Source organism: Streptomyces sp. NPDC005017, assembly GCF_042873115.1.
Lineage (GTDB): Bacteria > Actinomycetota > Actinomycetes > Streptomycetales > Streptomycetaceae > Streptomyces.
This window is the reverse complement of the sequence record NZ_JBIALD010000006.1, coordinates 232,227-248,678: the sequence shown is the minus strand read 5'-3', so window position 1 is coordinate 248,678 and position 16,452 is coordinate 232,227. Positions and strand designations below refer to the sequence as shown.

General features: G+C 70.8%; 16 protein-coding genes. 7 read left to right on the top strand and 9 right to left on the bottom strand.

Features of this window, described 5'->3' with window-relative positions; translation table 11 throughout:
* Nucleotides 1–104: 104 nt before the first annotated feature.
* The 5 genes from ACFYR0_RS11980 to ACFYR0_RS11960 all read left to right on the top strand — a co-directional run bounded on the left by ACFYR0_RS11980 (nucleotide 105) and on the right by ACFYR0_RS11960 (nucleotide 5,365).
* Complete coding sequence (locus ACFYR0_RS11980; RefSeq protein ID WP_389325200.1) at nucleotides 105–518, top strand: arsenate reductase ArsC; 414 nt, start codon at nucleotides 105–107, stop codon at nucleotides 516–518.
* Nucleotides 519–944: 426 nt separating this feature from the next.
* Nucleotides 945–2,228, top strand: a complete 1,284-nt coding sequence (locus ACFYR0_RS11975) for an ABC transporter substrate-binding protein (protein ID WP_389325197.1) — start codon at nucleotides 945–947, stop codon at nucleotides 2,226–2,228.
* A gap of 183 nt (nucleotides 2,229–2,411) precedes the next feature.
* Nucleotides 2,412–3,251: a carbohydrate ABC transporter permease gene (locus ACFYR0_RS11970; protein WP_389325472.1), complete on the top strand. Its 840-nt coding sequence runs from the start codon at nucleotides 2,412–2,414 to the stop codon at nucleotides 3,249–3,251.
* Nucleotides 3,251–4,084: a carbohydrate ABC transporter permease gene (locus tag ACFYR0_RS11965; protein ID WP_389325194.1), complete on the top strand. Its 834-nt coding sequence runs from the start codon at nucleotides 3,251–3,253 to the stop codon at nucleotides 4,082–4,084. Before ACFYR0_RS11970 ends, ACFYR0_RS11965 begins: the two co-directional genes overlap by 1 nt.
* Before the next feature lie 93 nt (nucleotides 4,085–4,177).
* The gene (locus ACFYR0_RS11960) at nucleotides 4,178–5,365 is read left to right on the top strand and encodes an ABC transporter ATP-binding protein (protein WP_389325191.1); all 1,188 of its coding nucleotides are present in this window, start codon (nucleotides 4,178–4,180) and stop codon (nucleotides 5,363–5,365) included.
* A gap of 86 nt (nucleotides 5,366–5,451) precedes the next feature.
* On the opposite strand, the gene ACFYR0_RS11955 is transcribed toward ACFYR0_RS11960, so the two are convergent.
* The gene (locus tag ACFYR0_RS11955; protein ID WP_389325188.1) at nucleotides 5,452–6,567 is read right to left on the bottom strand and encodes an AI-2E family transporter; all 1,116 of its coding nucleotides are present in this window, start codon (nucleotides 6,565–6,567) and stop codon (nucleotides 5,452–5,454) included.
* Between the two features lie 195 nt (nucleotides 6,568–6,762).
* Between ACFYR0_RS11955 and ACFYR0_RS11950 the strand changes: the two genes are divergently transcribed.
* Nucleotides 6,763–6,981, top strand: coding sequence for a hypothetical protein (locus ACFYR0_RS11950; protein WP_389325185.1), 219 nt, complete (start codon nucleotides 6,763–6,765; stop codon nucleotides 6,979–6,981).
* A gap of 31 nt (nucleotides 6,982–7,012) precedes the next feature.
* On the opposite strand, the gene ACFYR0_RS11945 is transcribed toward ACFYR0_RS11950, so the two are convergent.
* From ACFYR0_RS11945 to ACFYR0_RS11930, 4 genes are all read right to left on the bottom strand, one after another.
* Nucleotides 7,013–7,603 (bottom strand): TetR/AcrR family transcriptional regulator, encoded by a 591-nt coding sequence (locus ACFYR0_RS11945; protein WP_389325182.1) that lies wholly within the window; start codon nucleotides 7,601–7,603, stop codon nucleotides 7,013–7,015.
* A 323-nt stretch (nucleotides 7,604–7,926) separates the two neighbouring features.
* A complete protein-coding gene (locus ACFYR0_RS11940) occupies nucleotides 7,927–9,525 on the bottom strand; it encodes a succinic semialdehyde dehydrogenase (RefSeq protein WP_389325179.1) in 1,599 nt (532 codons plus the stop codon).
* A 29-nt stretch (nucleotides 9,526–9,554) separates the two neighbouring features.
* A complete protein-coding gene (locus ACFYR0_RS11935; RefSeq protein ID WP_389325176.1) occupies nucleotides 9,555–10,475 on the bottom strand; it encodes an acetoacetate decarboxylase family protein in 921 nt (306 codons plus the stop codon).
* 599 nt (nucleotides 10,476–11,074) lie between these two features.
* Nucleotides 11,075–11,644, bottom strand: a complete 570-nt coding sequence (locus ACFYR0_RS11930) for a TetR/AcrR family transcriptional regulator (RefSeq protein WP_389325173.1) — start codon at nucleotides 11,642–11,644, stop codon at nucleotides 11,075–11,077.
* A 148-nt stretch (nucleotides 11,645–11,792) separates the two neighbouring features.
* Here ACFYR0_RS11930 and ACFYR0_RS11925 point away from each other — a divergent pair, with 148 nt between their 5' ends.
* On the top strand, nucleotides 11,793–14,036 hold the full coding sequence (locus ACFYR0_RS11925; RefSeq protein ID WP_389325170.1) for an MMPL family transporter: 2,244 nt from the start codon (nucleotides 11,793–11,795) through the stop codon (nucleotides 14,034–14,036).
* 105 nt (nucleotides 14,037–14,141) lie between these two features.
* Here the strand turns inward: ACFYR0_RS11925 and ACFYR0_RS11920 are convergent, their stop codons facing one another.
* From ACFYR0_RS11920 to ACFYR0_RS11905, 4 genes are read right to left on the bottom strand one after another with little or no spacing between them, the layout of a single operon-like run.
* Nucleotides 14,142–14,450, bottom strand: coding sequence for a DUF6510 family protein (locus ACFYR0_RS11920; RefSeq protein WP_389325167.1), 309 nt, complete (start codon nucleotides 14,448–14,450; stop codon nucleotides 14,142–14,144).
* 33 nt (nucleotides 14,451–14,483) lie between these two features.
* Nucleotides 14,484–15,185 carry a ferredoxin reductase gene (locus ACFYR0_RS11915; protein ID WP_389325164.1) on the bottom strand — a complete coding sequence of 234 codons (702 nt, stop codon included), beginning with the start codon at nucleotides 15,183–15,185 and terminating at the stop codon, nucleotides 14,484–14,486.
* On the bottom strand, nucleotides 15,185–15,784 hold the full coding sequence (locus tag ACFYR0_RS11910) for a sulfite oxidase-like oxidoreductase (protein WP_389325161.1): 600 nt from the start codon (nucleotides 15,782–15,784) through the stop codon (nucleotides 15,185–15,187). The genes ACFYR0_RS11915 and ACFYR0_RS11910 overlap by 1 nt, the downstream gene beginning before the upstream one ends.
* Before the next feature lie 5 nt (nucleotides 15,785–15,789).
* Nucleotides 15,790–15,957 carry a hypothetical protein gene (locus ACFYR0_RS11905; RefSeq protein ID WP_389325158.1) on the bottom strand — a complete coding sequence of 56 codons (168 nt, stop codon included), beginning with the start codon at nucleotides 15,955–15,957 and terminating at the stop codon, nucleotides 15,790–15,792.
* Nucleotides 15,958–16,452: the final 495 nt, after the last annotated feature.

The window sequence follows — 16,452 nt, the reverse complement described above, 5'->3', positions numbered from 1 at the left end:
ACGCGTGCCTGTCCGCCGCTCCGTCGGCACTCTTCGGACCGGTGGCCTCGGCCGTAGGCCCCGCTCCGCCCATGCCCCGGCGCGAGATACGAGAGAGACCTCAGATGTCCGACAAGCCTTCCGTGCTGTTCGTCTGTGTCCACAACGCCGGCCGCTCCCAGATGGCCGCGGCGTGGCTGACGCATCTGGCCGGGGACCGGATCGAGGTGCGCTCCGCAGGCTCCAACCCGGGCGCGCAGGTCAACCCCGCGGCGGTCGAGGCCATGGCCGAGGTCGGCATCGACATCTCCGCCGAGATCCCGAAGATGCTCACCGTGGACGCGGTCAGGGAGTCCGACGTGTGCATCACCATGGGCTGCGGCGACACCTGCCCCGTCTTCCCTGGCAAGCGCTACCTCGACTGGCAGCTGGAGGACCCGGCGGGCCGGGGCGTCGAGGCCGTCCGCCCGATCCGCGACGAGATCAAGACGCTGGTCCAGGGGCTGATCGCGGAGATCACTCCGTCGTCCCGGGCGTGAGCACTCTGCCCGGTGCGACCGACGGTGCGGGGCCCGGCCCTGATGGGCGGCGTGTGAACCCGGACCGAACGTCGCGACCGCCGTTCAGCCGGGGCCGACGCGCGGAGTCCCGCGGTCATGCCTCCGGTCCGAGGCGCGGGCTCCGGATGCCCCGGGGGACGCACCGCATACGGCGCGGCCTTCCCGACGACACCGTCCCCCGAACGTGGATGTCACCTGGGACGGGGCGGCGCCGGGGGCCTCCGGGGTGACCGGGCCACCGCGTTTCCGGTGTTACGTATTGGGCGGTACGTGTGAAACACCGGCCATGTGACCTTTCCTTCCGTTCTGCGGTGCTTAGAGTGGGCGCGAACTGGAACACCGCCAGGCGGAGTCCCGTACGTCGTCCCGGAAACCCGGGGCGCGAGCAGGGGCGGAAGCCGGCGGGTGAGCGGGAAGAAGGTGCGTGACGTGCGGATGCGGCGGCTGCGAGCACTTGCCGTACTGCCGTTGCTGGCGTCCTTTCTCTCCTCGTGCGGTGGCGACGAGGGGTCCGGCCCGCGCAGCATCGACTGGTACAACTTCCCCGACGACTCGGGCGCGCTGCAGAAGGCGGCGGACCGGTGCAGCAAGGCGTCCGGGGGCCGCTACAAGATCGTCTACCACAAGCTCCCACGCGCCGCCGACGGCCAGCGGCAGCAACTCGTCCGTCGGCTGGCCGCCAAGGACGACTCGCTGGACATCCTGGGCCTGGACGTCACCTGGGCACCGGAGTTCGCCGAGGCCCGCTGGATCCGTGAGTGGACGGGCCGGATGAAGCAGCGGGCCACCGAGGGCACCCTGCGCGTTCCGCTGCAGACCTCGACCTGGAAGAACAGGCTGTACGCCGTCCCGTACAACACCAACACCCAACTCCTCTGGTACCGAGAGGACTTGGTGCCTGAGCCGCCCAAGACCTGGGCCGAGATACTGGACATGGCAGCCCGCCTCGCCAAGGAGGGCAAACCCCACTACGTGGAGGTCCAGGGCGCCCAGTACGAAGGGCTGACGGTCTGGTTCAACACCCTCGTCAGCAGTGCGGGCGGCAGCATCCTGAACGCCAGCGCGACCGAGCCCTCCCTCGGCCCGCCCGCCGTGCGCGCCGCCTCCGTCATGCGCGACCTCGCCCGCTCCCCGGCCGGTGACCCGTCCCTGTCGAACCAGATGGAGGACCAGAACCGCCTGGCCATGGAGTCGGGTTCGGCGGCCTTCGAGCTCAACTACCCGTTCGTCTATCCGTCGATGAAGGCGAACAACCCGGAGCTCTTCAAGAGCTTCCGCTGGGCCCCCTACCCCCGGGTCGACGCCGACCGGCCTTCGCGGCCGACGATCGGCGGTATCGACCTCGCGGTGAGCGCCTATTCGCGCGACCCCGACCTCGCCTTCGAGGCGGCCCTGTGTCTGCGCAACCGGGAGAACCAGCTCACGGCCGCCCTGGAGGGCGGACTCCCGCCGACACTGAGGGCGCTGTACGACGACGACGCGCTCGTGAAGGAGTACCCGTTCGCCGGTGAGGTGCTCGACGCTCTGGAGTCCGCGAGTGTGCGCCCGCAGACACCGGCGTACCAGAACGTGTCCATCGTGGTCTCCCACACCCTCTCGCCGCCGTCCGGGATCGATCCCGAGAGCGCCGTCGACACCATGAGCAACCAGATCAGCGATGCCCTGCAATCCAAGGGTGTGATCCCGTGAACCGCCCCCGCCCCGTCCCTTCGCCGGCCGGCTTCCCCGGCCGCGGCGCCCTCACCGGGGTGGTGCCGGATGAGTGAGCAGACTCGGTCCGGCGCGAGCCGGCCGCCCGCAGAGGAACAGGCCGACCGTGAACGGGCGGCGGCCCTGTCGGCCGGAGCCCGCCAGGAACGACGGCTCGGCTGGATGCTGTGCGCGCCCGCCGTCATCGTCATGGTCGCCGTGACCGCCTACCCCATCTGCTACGCCGTCTATCTGTCGCTCCAGCGCTACGACCTGCGGTTTCCGGGACAGGCGAAGTTCATCGGGCTGAGCAACTACGGGGCCGTGCTGTCATCCCCGTACTGGTGGGACGCGTTCTGGGTGACCGTGTTCATCACCGCGGTCTCCGTGGCCGTCGAACTCGTCCTCGGTATGGCACTCGCCCTGGTGATGCACCGGACGATCTTCGCGCGCGGTCTCGTCCGCACCTCCGTGCTGATTCCCTACGGCATCGTCACCGTGGTCGCCGCGTTCTCCTGGCAGTACGCCTGGACGCCTCAACTCGGCTACCTGGCAGCCCTGTTGCCCGAAGGCAGCGCCCCGCTGACCGAGCACTGGCCGGCGCTGTGGCTGATCATCCTCGCCGAGGTGTGGAAGACGACGCCCTTCATGGCGCTGCTGCTGCTCGCCGGTCTCGCACTGGTCCCCGAGGAGACCCTGCGGGCCGCCATGGTCGACGGGGCCACCCCCTGGCAGCGGTTCACCAAGGTCATGCTGCCCCTGATGAAGCCGGCCATCCTGGTGGCCCTCCTGTTCCGCACGCTCGACGCGTTCCGGATCTTCGACAACATCTACATCCTCACCGCGGGGGCACACGACACCGGCTCCGTGTCGATCCTCGGCTACGACAACCTGTTCACCGCGCTGAACCTGGGTATCGGCTCGACCGTCTCGGTGCTGATCTTCATCTGCGTCGCGATCATCGCTTTCACCTTCGTCAGACTGTTCGGCGCGGCCGCTCCCGGCGCGGAGGTGAAACGCTGATGGCCACAGTCGGCAAGACCCACGCCGCCCGATGGACCGTGGTGAACATCGTGGTGGTGCTGTACGCCCTGTTCCCGGTGTGGTGGATCGCCGCGCTGTCGTTCAAGGACCCCAGCACCCTCACCGACGGCAACTACATCCCGACGGACTGGACCTGGGAGAACTACCGGGGCATCTTCCGCACCAGCGAGTTCACCCGCGCGCTGATCAACTCGATCGGCATCGCCCTGATCGCCACGGTCATCGCCGTCGTGCTGGGGACCATGGCGGCGTACGCGGTGGCCAGACTGAGGTTCCCCGGCAAACGGATCCTCATCGGCATGTCCCTGCTGATCGCGATGTTCCCGCCGATCTCACTGGTGTCCCCGCTGTTCAACATCGAGCGGATCCTGGGCATCTTCGACACCTGGATCGGTCTGATCATCCCGTACATGACGTTCTCGCTGCCGCTGGCCATCTACACCCTGTCGGCGTTCTTCCGGGAGATCCCCTGGGACCTGGAGAAGGCCGCGAAGGTCGACGGGGCCACTCCCGCGCAGGCGTTCCGACTGGTCATCGTGCCGCTCGCGGCGCCCGGCGTGTTCACCACGGCCATCCTCGTGTTCATCTTCTGCTGGAACGACTTCCTGTTCGCGATCTCGCTGACCTCCACGGAGGCGGCGCGCACTGTGCCGGCCGCCATCGCGTTCTTCACCGGCAGTTCGCAGTTCGAGCAGCCCACGGGATCGATCGCCGCCGCGGCGATGGTGATCACCATCCCGATCATCGTTTTCGTTCTGTTCTTCCAGCGGCGGATCGTCGCCGGACTGACCTCCGGAGCGGTCAAGGGGTGACCGGCACCCGGCCGGCGCACCGGTCTCCCCCGCCCGGCACACCGTCCCCCGCAGCCCGCACCTGGAAGCCATGAAGGCAAGGAGGCACCACCCATGGCCGAGATCGTCCTCGAGGGCGTCACCAAGCGTTTTCCCGACGGGTCGCTCGCTGTCGAGGGCGTGGACCTCTCCATCGCCGACGGCGAGTTCGTCATCCTCGTCGGCCCGTCCGGATGCGGAAAGTCCACCACCCTCAACATGATCGCGGGTCTGGAGGACATCACCTCGGGCACCCTGCGCATCGGCGACCAGGTCGTGAACGAACTGTCCCCCAAGGACCGTGACGTGGCCATGGTGTTCCAGAGCTACGCCCTCTACCCGCACCTGACCGTCCGCGAGAACATGGGCTTCCCGCTGCGGCTGGCCAAGGTGGACAAGGCGACGATCAACACCAAGGTCGAGGAAGCCGCCCGCGTCCTGGACCTGACCGACTTCCTGGACCGCAGACCGGCCGCCCTGTCCGGCGGGCAACGCCAGCGCGTGGCCATGGGGCGGGCCATCGTCCGCGATCCCAAGGTCTTCCTGATGGACGAGCCGCTGTCCAACCTCGACGCCAAGCTGCGCGTCCAGATGCGCACCCAGATCTCCCGGTTGCAACGCCGCCTGGGCACCACGACGGTGTACGTCACGCACGACCAGACCGAGGCCATGACGCTCGGCGACCGGGTCGTGGTCATGCGGCTCGGCGTGGTCCAGCAGATCGGCACGCCCGCCCAGCTGTACGACCAGCCGCGCAACCTGTTCGTCGCGGGCTTCATCGGCTCCCCGGCGATGAACTTCCTCAACGCCACCGTGGAGGGGGACGTGCTGCGCTCGGCCCTCGGCGACCTGCCGCTCGACGGCGCCACCCGCCAAGCGCTCGAACGGCAGAACGCACCCCGTGAGGTCATCCTCGGACTCCGGCCCGAGGCGTTCGAGGACGCGGCCCTGACACACGACAGGCAGGGACCGGTCGTCACCGTCACCGTCGAGGTGCTGGAGTCCCTGGGTTCGGACGTGTACGTGTACTTCACCGAGGAGGGCGGCCCGGCACGTACCGCCGAGCTCGACGAACTCGCCACCGACTCGGGCCGCAGCGACACCGGTGCGGGCGCCGCCCAGCAGGTGGTGGCCCGCCTCGATCCCGCCACGCGCGCCCGCGAGGGACAGAGCCTGGAGCTGCGGATCGACATGGGCAAGGCGCACGTGTTCGACCCGTCGAGCGGCACCAACCTGACGCATCCGGAGCAGCAGGACCGCTGACACGCCCCAGCCGCCGAACCCGGCGCCCGGCTGGGCGCCGGCCGTGGAGACCGTCGGCGCCGCCTCGAACCCGAAGCCGACAGAGCCTAGGACGGAGCGGACGCGCCGAGGGCCGGATCGCCGTCGCCCGGTTCCGCCGGCGCCTCGGTGAGCTGCTCGCGCACGTAGTTCCACACCACCGCGATCAGGGCCGCGACGGGGACGGCGAGCAGGCTGCCCACGATGCCGGCCAGGTTGCCGCCCAGGGTCACCGCCAACAGGATCACCGCGGCGTGCAGGCCGAGCCCGCGGCTCTGGATCATGGGCTGGAACACGTTCCCCTCGAGCTGCTGCACCACCACGATGATGGCCAGCACGAGCAGCGCGTCGGTGAGGCCGTTGGAGACCAGTGCGATGAGCACCGCGACGAAGCCGGCGAACATCGCGCCCACGATCGGCACGAACGCGGTGACGAACGTCAGCACCGCCAGCGGCAGCACCAGGGGCACATCCAGGACCCACAGACCGAGGCCGATGAGCACGGCGTCGATCAGCCCGACCGCGGCCTGGGACCGCACGAACGAGCCCAGGGTGTCCCAGACACGAGCGGTCACCGTGGGGATGTCGGTGGCGAGCCGGCCGGGCAGCTGGCGGGCGAGCCAGGGCAGGAACCGCGGCCCGTCCTTGAGGAAGAAGAACATCAGGAAGAGTGCCAGCAGGGCGGTGACCACGCCGTTGACGACGGTGCTCACTCCCGTCGCGACCGCGCTGACCGCGCTGCCGAGCCCGTCCTGGGCACGGTCGACCGCGGTGTCGAAGGCCTGGTCGATCTGGGCGTCCTCGATGTTCAGCGGCGGCCCGGCGGCCCACTCCCGCAGCTTCTGGACACCCTCGACCACGCCGTCGGTCAGCTCGCCGGACTGCGAAGCCACCGGAATGGCGATCAGCGCCACGACCCCGGCGGCGACGAGCAGGGACACGACCGTCACCAGCGACGCGGCCAGGGCCGGTCTCCACCCCCGAGAACGCAGAAAACGCGTCGGAGGCCAGGTCAGCGTGGTGAGCAGCAGACCGAGGACGAGCGGCCACACCACCGACCACATCCGGTCGAGCAGCCAGAGAGCCACCGCGAGCATCACGAGTATCAACAGCAACTCGGCACAGACCCGGGCCGATGTGCGCAACGCGGCATGGGTTTTCGTGGAACTCAACCTCGTGGACATGAGGTTCACCCTATGGCGTGCGCCGGCTTCCGCTGTCTGCGCGGTCGCCGCAGATCCGGTGCGGCGGACGCCGGGGCCCCGCGGAACGCCGGTCGCGACCCTCGGTTCCGATTCCCGCCTGCCGTATGGACTGCACCTCTCGCCCGGCCGTGTGCGGGCCCTGCCCTCGAACTCAACGGGTTCAGACCTGACTGCGTGATTGAGCCGGACAGCGCCTCGCCCAGCCGCCGACGCCAGGCACTGTGCGGCACGAGGCTGTCGCCGCCCTGCGAAGGGGTCGTCGCGCTCAACCGGGTGGCCGTCAACGCCTCCGTCACCACGTTCGTCGCGGGGGCGTCGGGGACCACGCTTCTGACGTTCAACGAGCACGCCCACTTCGCCGGCGACCGGCGGCACATGCTCACCTACCGCTGAACCGGACGGCCGCCCGCATGTCCCGTACCGCCTACCGGGACAGTGCGGGCGACACGCTGAACAGAGCGTGCACGGAGGCGCGTACCCGGCCGTCGACGACCTCGGGGGTGGAGCTGTCCAGCTTGCCGTCGAGGTGCAGGAACGCCAGGCCGTGGACGAGGGCCCAGACCGTGGTGGCCAGCGCGCTCACGTCCCCCGCGCCCGGGAAGGCGGCGCGGACGACGCCCTGCACGTACTCGGTGATCACGGCCGTCGCGGCGACCCGCTCCTCGCTGGCTGGGTCGCAGGGCTCGGCGAACATGGCCCGGAACATCGCGGGGTGGTCGAGCGCGAACCGCACGTAGGCCGCGGCGACCGCGGCCAGGTCGTCGGGGGTCGACGGTGCGGGGTGGGCCGCCGCCAGTTGCCCGGCGAGCTCGCGGTAGCCCTCGGCCGCCACCGCGGAGACGAGTGCGTCGCGGTCCTCGTAGTGCCGGTACGGGGCCGTCGCCGACACGCCGGCCCGGCGGGCGACGGCACGCATGGACAGCGCGGCGCTGCCGTCCTCCTCCAGCAGCTCCCGCGCGGCCCGCAGACAGGCGGCGCGCAGATCGCCGTGGTGGTACGTACGCACTTGTGACACAGGCCACACTCCTCAATGTGTACGCCGCACATCGCACCTCTAATGTGGGCGGTGTATACATCATAAGTGATGGAAAGGGAAGAGGGAACCGGCATGCCCGGCGACCTGTTCGCCCCCCTGCTCCTTCGCTCCGAGCCGCGCAAGCAGCGAAAGGCCCTGCGCTCCTGCCGTGCCTGGCTCTCTGGGGAACACGGCACCGCGGGCCGGTGAACCCGCCTCCGTGGCGCCGCGGTCGGCACACACGAAGAGGGCGAGCCCGTCGTACGGACGGGTCGCCCTCTCTTCGTCGGTGCGACCGGGTACCCGCCACGGCCGTAAGGCGGTCAGCGCATGCCCACTGCCTTCATCACCTTCAGTGCGCCGCTCAGGAGGCCGGCCCAGGCGTCGGGGGAGATGCGGGCCGGCGGGTAGAAGCCCTGGAGGCGCTGGTGGGCGACGGTCTGCGGCTCCGTGTACTTGAGGATGCCTTCGGCGCCGTGGCGGCGGCCGAGGCCCGAGTCACCCATGCCGCCCATCGGCGCGTCGACGCTTCCCCACGCGGCGGCGAAGGCCTCGTTGACGTTCACGGTGCCCGCCCGCACCCGGGCCGCCACGGCCCGGCCCCGCGCCCCGTCGCGGGTCCAGACGCTGCCGTTGAGGCCGTACGGCGTGGCGTTGGCCAGGGCGATCGCCTCGTCGACGTCACGGAAGGAGGAGACCGAGACGACGGGCCCGAAGGTCTCGTGGTCGTACAGCGTCATGTCGGGGGTGACGTCGGTGAGGACGGTCGGCTCGTAGAACAGCGGCCCGAGGTCCGGCCGTGCCCGGCCGCCGGCGAGGACGGTGGCGCCCTTGGCGACGGCGTCGTCGACGTGTTCGGTGACCGTCTTCAGCTGGGAGGGCGTGGTGAGGCTGCCGACGTCGACGCCGAAGTCGTAGGCGGCGCCGATCCTGAGCGCCCTGGCGCGGGCGACGAACGCGGCGACGAACCTGTCGCGGACGGACTCGGCGACGTACAGCCGCTCGATGGAGACACAGAGCTGGCCCGCGGAGGGGAAGCAGGCGTTGACGGCGCCCTCGGCGGCCTTGTCGATGTCGGCGTCGTCGAGGACGATCATGGCGTTCTTGCCGCCGAGTTCGAGCGAGGCGCCGATCAGGCGCCGCCCGGCGTCGCTCGCGATCCGGCGTCCGGTGGCGGTGGAGCCCGTGAACATCATGTAGTCGGCGTTGTCCATGAGGGCGCCACCGAGAGAGCTGCCGCGGCCGACGACCATCTGCCACACATCGGCCGGCAGGCCCGCCTCGTACATCAGGTCCATGGACCACAGCGCGGTCAGCGCGGTCTGTGTGTCGGGCTTCTGCACGACGGCGTTGCCCGCCATCAGGGCCGCTACGGCGTCGCCGGCGGCCATGCTGAGCGGATAGTTCCACGGCGAGACGACGGTCACCACGCCCTTCGGGTGGCGCAGCTCGGTGGTGTGGGTGAGCAGCGGGATCGCCCCCCGGCGGCGCTTGGGCTCGAGGTACTTGGCGGCGTTGCGCGCGTAGTAGCGCGAGACGATGCCGATGTCGAGGACCTCCAGGAAGGCGTCGCGGCGGGTCTTGCCGTTCTCCGCCTGCATCAGGTCCAGCGCCTCCTCCTGGCGAGCTAGAACGAGATCGTGGTAGCGCAGCAGGATCTTCTTGCGCTCGGCGATCGGCGTGGCCGCCCAGGTCTTCTGCGCGGTCCGCGCGCGGGTGAACGCGGCCTCGACGTCGTCGGGGGTGGAGACGGGGAAGTCGGCCAGGGGGGCACCCGTGTACGGGGCGTTGGTGGTGACCCGCGCGGCGTCCGGCGCGGCCGAGACCTGCGAGGTCAGGCGCTCGAGCAGGGCCGGGGTGAGGGAGGCGGGCAGGCCCGGGCCGCGGGTGGCAGCGGGGCGGATGGCGTGGTCGGCGACCATGGCAAGGGCTCCTTGCTACTCGTTCCGGGCTACTTGCTCCGGCTCGGGACCGAGGTGGGGACGGGCATGTGCAGGGCGACCTGGCCCCGGGTCATCACGTCGAACCGGACGGTCCTCTTCGGCCTGAGGGAGCGCAGGTCGTCGGCCATGCGGCCCTCACCCACCTCCAGGGTGATGCCACGGGTCGCGCGCGTCGTTCCGGCGCTGAGCACATGGGTCTGGCTCAGGGTGGAGTGCCACGCCCCGTTGATCGTCGTGTACGAGGTGAGCGAGCTGACGCGCTCGCCGGTGGGGTGCGTGGCCTGCTTCGGCGTGTCGGCCACGAGTGCCAGATCGGTGCCGCCGGCGTCGTTGGCCACCCGCGCGGTCGTCCGGAGGTCGTCGATGCCGACGTCGAGGCCGGTGACCCACTTGGGGAAGCCGTAGCCGTCGTGGCCGCGGACCTGGGCGATCTCCGTGCTCACCGGCAGGGACAGCACGTAGGAGTCGAGGTGCTCGTTCTTGAGTCCGGCGACGAGGTCGAAGAACCCGAGCTTCCCGTGCCGCGCGGGCTTGACGGCGATACCGACCGCGGCCTCGGTGTAGAAGTCGATGTCGCACACGTCGTAGCGGAAGAACATGACCGAGACCAGTCCGAGGCCGGGTGCGATCTCCAGCGGCGAGAGCTCCCGGGGAAGCCGGCCGCGGATCGCGCGGGACGGCGCGAGCATCGTGAGCCGGGCGGTGGAGACGCTGTAGTAGAAGTTCGGGGTCAGCGTCGGGCCGATGACGGAGTCGACCCGGACCTTGGGCAGTTGCCGGAAGAAGTCCACGCCGCTGACGCGCGGGTCGCGGGCGATCGCGTCGAGGTCGGGGTCCATGCGGTACGTGTCGTACAGGCCGCCCCTGGGGACCGTGACCGCGCGGCCGCCCAGGTCGACCTTGACGGAGTCCTTCTGCGTCGGGGGCATGGAGGGGCCCTCACTTTCATGTAGGCGGTGTATACATGACTCTAGGGCCGAATGTGAGCACCATCAACACTGAGGTGTGCGGATGCCCCGGACGGGGTTCGGGTGCGGAGACGTCGGGGCCCGTCGCTACGCGAACGCCGTCGGCCGGCCCGGCCCGCTGTGGCGGCAGCCGGGATCCTGCGGCGGCGTCAGCCGCGGGGAGCTGTGGTCAGGCCCGCGTACCGCGCCGCCATCTCCCGCAGACGGCTCCAGGGGCGGTGCGAAGACCGTGTCGTCGGACCGCTCGCCGTGGGGTCCGACGGCGAGCGCCCCCTCCGGCAGGGTGGTGGAGTTCACCGGTCCGGCGTCGATCGGGAAGCCGGCCGGCCGGCGGTGCCCCCGTCGGCCGGGGCGACGCCGCGCTCCGGCGCGGGAAGCCCGACGGAGCGCGCGCGGGAACTCGCGGAGCGCTGTCGCGCCATGACGCGCATGCCTGCGGGCGCCCGGTGAGCGCCGGCGCGGCGGTCGGCGTTCGCTGAGGGTGGGGCGCCGCTTGATCTGGCGGGTGACTCGGCGCCGTGGCTACTGGGAGCCCGTGCCGGGCGGTCCGGCGGGCCGGATCAGCCCGGCTGCAAGGTGGCGGCCGCGGCGCGGATGAAGGTCATGGCCCGCTCGAGGTCCCCCGGCTCCGACCGGTGCGTCAGCTCGCCGATCACGCTCGCCACCGTGGCCGCCAGGATGCGCGGCGCCAGGTCGTCCGGGCGCCAGCCCTGCTCCTCGGCGAGGAGTCGGGCGCCGTCCTGGACGACGTCGGTGAGCCGCTCCCGGCAGAGCCCCTTCAGATGAGGGTTGGACTCGAGCATCCGGTCGTAGGGGCCGTCGAACTTGCTCTGGGAATCGCCCTGTTCGCGCAGCCACTGCTCGACGGTGTCGATGATGCCCTGCCCCGCGGGCCGGTCGTGCAGCGCCGCGGCCAGCTCGTCGACGAACGCGTTGAAGTGCTCCATCGCGAGCTCGAGCTTGGTGGGGAAGTACAGCGTGACCGTACGCGGTGAGACCTCGGCCGCCTCGGCGATGTCGGCGATGCTCGTGGCGTCGAAGCCCCGCTCGGCGAACAGCTCGTAGGCCGCGGTGAGGATCGCTTCCCTGCGCCGCGCCTTGCCGCGCTCCCTGAGGCTGTCACCGACCATGCCGAAACCTTACCACCGGTAGCTAATTTACAGTCGACTGCAAAAATGCCGTATGTTGTAAAGAGTGGTGGAGGCGTACCGCTCTGGCCCTCCGCCACGCATCGTTCGGCTTCCCTCGATCAGGGCTCGACCGGTTAGGAATGCATCGATGGCCTCACGCCTGTACACCTGGGCGCGCTGGATGGTTCGCCACCGCCGCTGGGTGATAGCGACCTGGATACTCCTGCTGGCCGTCGTCGGCGGCCTCGGGGCGACCCTGCACGGAAAGACCTCCACGGAGTTCACGGTCCCGGGCGTGGAGTCCCAGAAGGCGCAGGACCTGCTGGAGGAGAGGTTCCCCCCGGCCGCCGGCGGTGTCGTACGCATCGTGGTCGCCGCACCCGAGGGGAAGACGGTCACCGACCCGCCGCAGCGCGAGGCGCTCGACGGCGTCCTGCGCGAGGCGGCGACGGTGGAGGGGGTCGTCGACGTCTCCCGGCCGGCGTCGACCGGCGCCCTCTCCGCCGACGGGACCATCGCCTACTCCGACGTCCGCTTCACCGCGGAGGCCTCCGAGGTGCCGGAGGCGGCCAAGGAGGAACTGGCCGACGCGGTCGAGCCCCTGCGCGACGCCGGGATGCGGGTCGAGCTGGGCGGATCGGCCATGCTTCCGCAGACCGAGGCGGGCGGACCGGCCGAACTGGTCGGTGTCGTCATCGCCTTCCTGGTCCTCGCCGTCGCACTCGGCTCCCTCGTCGCGGCCGGACTGCCGCTGCTGACCGCACTTCTGGGCGTCGCCGTCGGCGTGCTCGGCACGATGTTCGTCTCCGGCTTCGTGGAGATGACGGGCACCGCGACCGTGCTGGCACTGATGATCGGCCTGGCCGTCGGCATCGACTACGCGCTCTTCGTCATCTCCCGGCACCGCGAGCAGCTCGCCGACCCCGGCACCGACTGGGAGGAGTCCATCGCGCGGGCCACCGCCACGGCCGGAGGCGCGGTCGTCTTCGCCGGAGCCACCGTCGTCATCGCGCTGGCCGCACTCGCCATCACCGGCATCCCGTTCCTCACGATCATGGGGCTCGCCGGTGCCGTGACCGTACTGATCGCCGTCCTGGTCGCCATCAGCCTGCTGCCGGCCGTACTCGGCGTGTTCGGCGAGCGGATGCGCCCGCGCCGGGGTCGGAAGGACCAGCGCAAGGGCAAGCGCGAGGCCCGCCCCGCGGGCTCCTGGGGCCTTGCCTGGGCGCGCACGGTCACCCGTGCGCCGGCCGTCGTCCTGCTCGCCGGTGTCCTGGGCCTGCTGGCACTCGCCCTGCCCGCCCGTGACCTGCGCCTCGGCCTGCCCAGCTACGCCTCCCAGCCCGAGGCCACCACCCAGCACAAGAGCTACGACCTGCTCACCGAGGGCTTCGGGCCGGGCTTCAACGCCACCCTCATCACCGTCGTGGACACCGAGCACATCCCGCAGGAGAAGCGGGAGGCCACCGTGACACGGCTGCGCGGCGAACTGGCCGCGGACAAGGACGTCGCCGCCGTCTCGCCCCCGGTCCTCAACCCCTCCGGCGGCATCGCGGTCATGTCCGTGGTGCCGAGGTCGAGCCCCGACGCACAGGCCACCACCGACCTGGTCCACCGCATGCGCGACCTGGCGCCCACGGTCACCGCCACCGGCGGATCCCTCTACGTCACCGGCCAGACGGCCATGGCCATCGACGTGGCCGGCAAACTCGGCGACGCACTGCCCCTGTTCATCGCCGTCATCGTCGTCCTGGCACTGATCCTGCTGGCCATCGCCTTCCGGTCGGTGCTGGTTCCGCTCAAGGCGGCACTGGGCTTCCTGCTCTCGGTCGGCGCGAGCCTGGGCGCCTCGGTCTGGGTCTTCCAGCAAGGCCACCTGAACGGCCCGCTCGACGTGGCCGCCGCCGGCCCGGTCACCAGCTTCCTCCCGGTCCTGCTCACCGGAGTGCTCTTCGGACTCGCCATGGACTACGAGGTGTTCCTCGTCAGCCGCATGCGCGAGCACTACGAGCACAGCAAGGACCCGGCCGAGGCCATCGCCCAGGGCGTCGCCCGCAGCGCACGCGTCGTCGTGGCCGCCGCACTGATCATGGTCGCCGTCTTCGGCGGATTCGTCTTCAACGACGACCCGATCATCAAGTCCATCGGCTTCGCGCTCGCCTTCGGCGTGTTCATCGACGCCTTCGTCGTCCGCATGACGCTCGTGCCCGCCGCCATGGCCCTGCTCGGACGACGCGCCTGGAGCATGCCCCGACGGCTCGGCCGCCTGCTGCCGGACGTGGACATCGAAGGCGCGCGCCTGCCTGCCGCGACCCCCGCCGGTCCCATCGCGGACGCGGACACCGCTGCCGCGAACGACGGATCGGACGACAGGACGGCCGTCCGGGCCTGACACCCGCCGGCGTCGCGCGGCGAGGCACCGCCCGGGACCGCATCCGGTCCCGGGCGGTGCCTCGTCCTGTGTCCCGCGTGCCTTCCCCATCGGTGGGCGGGAGCCTTACACGCGGGGAGATAGTGGAGTTGCTGCCGGGAGGGTGAAGCGGAAGGCGCCTGCCCCGCCGCCCAGTTGGAGCCAGAGGTGCCGCGGCTGTGTGACGACGCGCAGGGCGATGTCCGCGCAGCCGGGGCAGCGCGCGGTCAGGTCCGGCTCGGGCCCGTAGACGTGCAGTTGGGCGACGGTCGACGGCAGCCGACAGGCGGGGCAGCGACGCCAGGCGGTGGTCGGATCGAGCGCGAAGACCTCACCCAGCGGGCCGGCCAGGGCGTTGCCGTCGAGGTGGAGGTGCAGAGGAGAATGCTCGTTCATGAAGAAGCTCCTCACCGTGCGGGTACGGTCGTGTCAGCCGAAGCGTTCGGTACGGATCCGGTCGGGCCGGTGTCCGGCGGCCAGGAGCAGTCGGCTCGTGTGCTCGACGAAGCCGGTGGGGCCGCACACGTAGGCCGTGGTACCGACGGGCTCCGGGAGGCCGCGCAGATCATCCTGCGCGATCCGCCCGGCAGGACGTCCCGAGTCCTCGGGAGCCCGGCGGGTGTAGAGACGGCGGACGTCGACGCCGGCGCCGGCCGCGTCGAGTTCCCCGCGGTACCAGACCTCCTGCGGATCGCGCACGGAGTAGATCAGCGTGCAGGGCTCGTCCGACGCCGTCGCCAGCCGGGCGCGCAGCATCGCCATCAGGGGGACCACACCACAGCCCCCGGCGACGAGCAGCAGCGGGCCGGTCTGCCGCGGCTCCCAGACGAACCATCCGCCGAGTGGGCCCTTGACCTCCACCTCGGCGCCCACCGGCAGCTGGTCGGCGAGATACGGCGAGACCTCGCCCCACGGTGCCACCTGGACGCCCAGCTCGATCGTGCCGGTGTCGGCGGGTGCCGCGAGGGAGTAGCTGCGTACGGCCTGGTAGCCGTCGTCGGCCGTCAGACGCACGTCGACGTGCTGTCCGGGGAGGTGCCCGGGCCACTGGGGGACCTCGAACATCAGCGCGCGGCCGGTCGACGTCAGTTCCGTACGGTCCTTGAGCCGGGCCCGGCGCCAGCCGCCCATCAGTCGTTCCAGTGACGCTGTTCGCGCCAGGGATCGCCGTAGTCGTGGTAGCCGGCCGACTCCCAGAAACCGGGCTCGTTGTCGGGGGTGAGTCGAAGGCCCTTGACCCACTTGGCCGACTTCCAGAAGTACAGGTGCGGGATCACCAGGCGTGCCGGGCCGCCGTGATCGGGAGAGAGCGCGTATCCGTCGAAGGAGTGCGCCAGCCACGCCTTGCCGTCGGTGACGTCCTCCAGCGGGAGGTTGGTGGTGTAGCCGTCGTAGGACTGGGCGACGACGAAGTCCGCCGACGTTTCGAGCTCGCCCAGGAACACGTCGAGGGAGACTCCGCGCCAGCGGGTGTCGAACTTCGACCACCGGGTCACGCAGTGGATGTCGACGGTGGGTTCCTCCTGGGGCAGGGCCATCATCTGGTCCCAGGTCCACGAGCGGTGCTCCCCGGTCTCGCCCGCCACGGTGAACGACCACCGGTCGGTGGGTATCTGCGGGGTCGGCCCGGCGGACAGGACGGGGAACGACTCCGTCGGATACTGTCCCGGCGGCAGCCGGCCCGCGAACGCGTGGGTCTTCCCCCGGAACCCCGGCGACAAGCTGTTCATCCGCCTCATTCCTCCCGCTGGAACTCGGCCTCCGCCCGACCCTCGTCGAGGTCGGCCTGCGCATGCGCGTACAGGTCGTGCACGAACGTACGGGCGGCCTCGGGCGAGATGCCCTCACCGAGCCCGAGCAGGCGGGACGTCCAGGCGTCGAGCGAATCGGTCGTTTCAGTCATGAGGACTCCCCAGGGAGCACCGGCCACCGGCGCGGAAAGAGGACATCCGGGCCGCGCCTCGTGGCCGGCGGGGGACGGTCGGCGACGGATCAGCGGGCCGTGGTGTCCGGGCCGCCCCGGATCTCCGCGACCGGCGCGGTGACGCGGAGCGCTCGCGAGAGCGGCACCACGGCTCCCTTTCTCCACCTCATGATCCGCGCCCAGGGCCCAGCCGCAACCGGACGTGCTCGATCTGCGGGGCGCGCGCCACCACGCGAGTTCCCCCGGCACGGCGAGCGGGGGACTGCCTGCCTTCGCGATCCGCAGGCGGCACGGGCCTCCCGGCGGGAGCTGCCCATGGGTCCCGGGTTCAGGGACGCAGTGTCCCGGACCGGATGAACTGAGCGAACCTGTCCTGCAGGGACTGCTGCGCACGCCGAGGGCCCGGGGGCTCTCGGTGGTGTCGCCGCGCAGGTCGAAACCGACGTTGCGCCGCAGGTATCCGCGTTCGAGTCC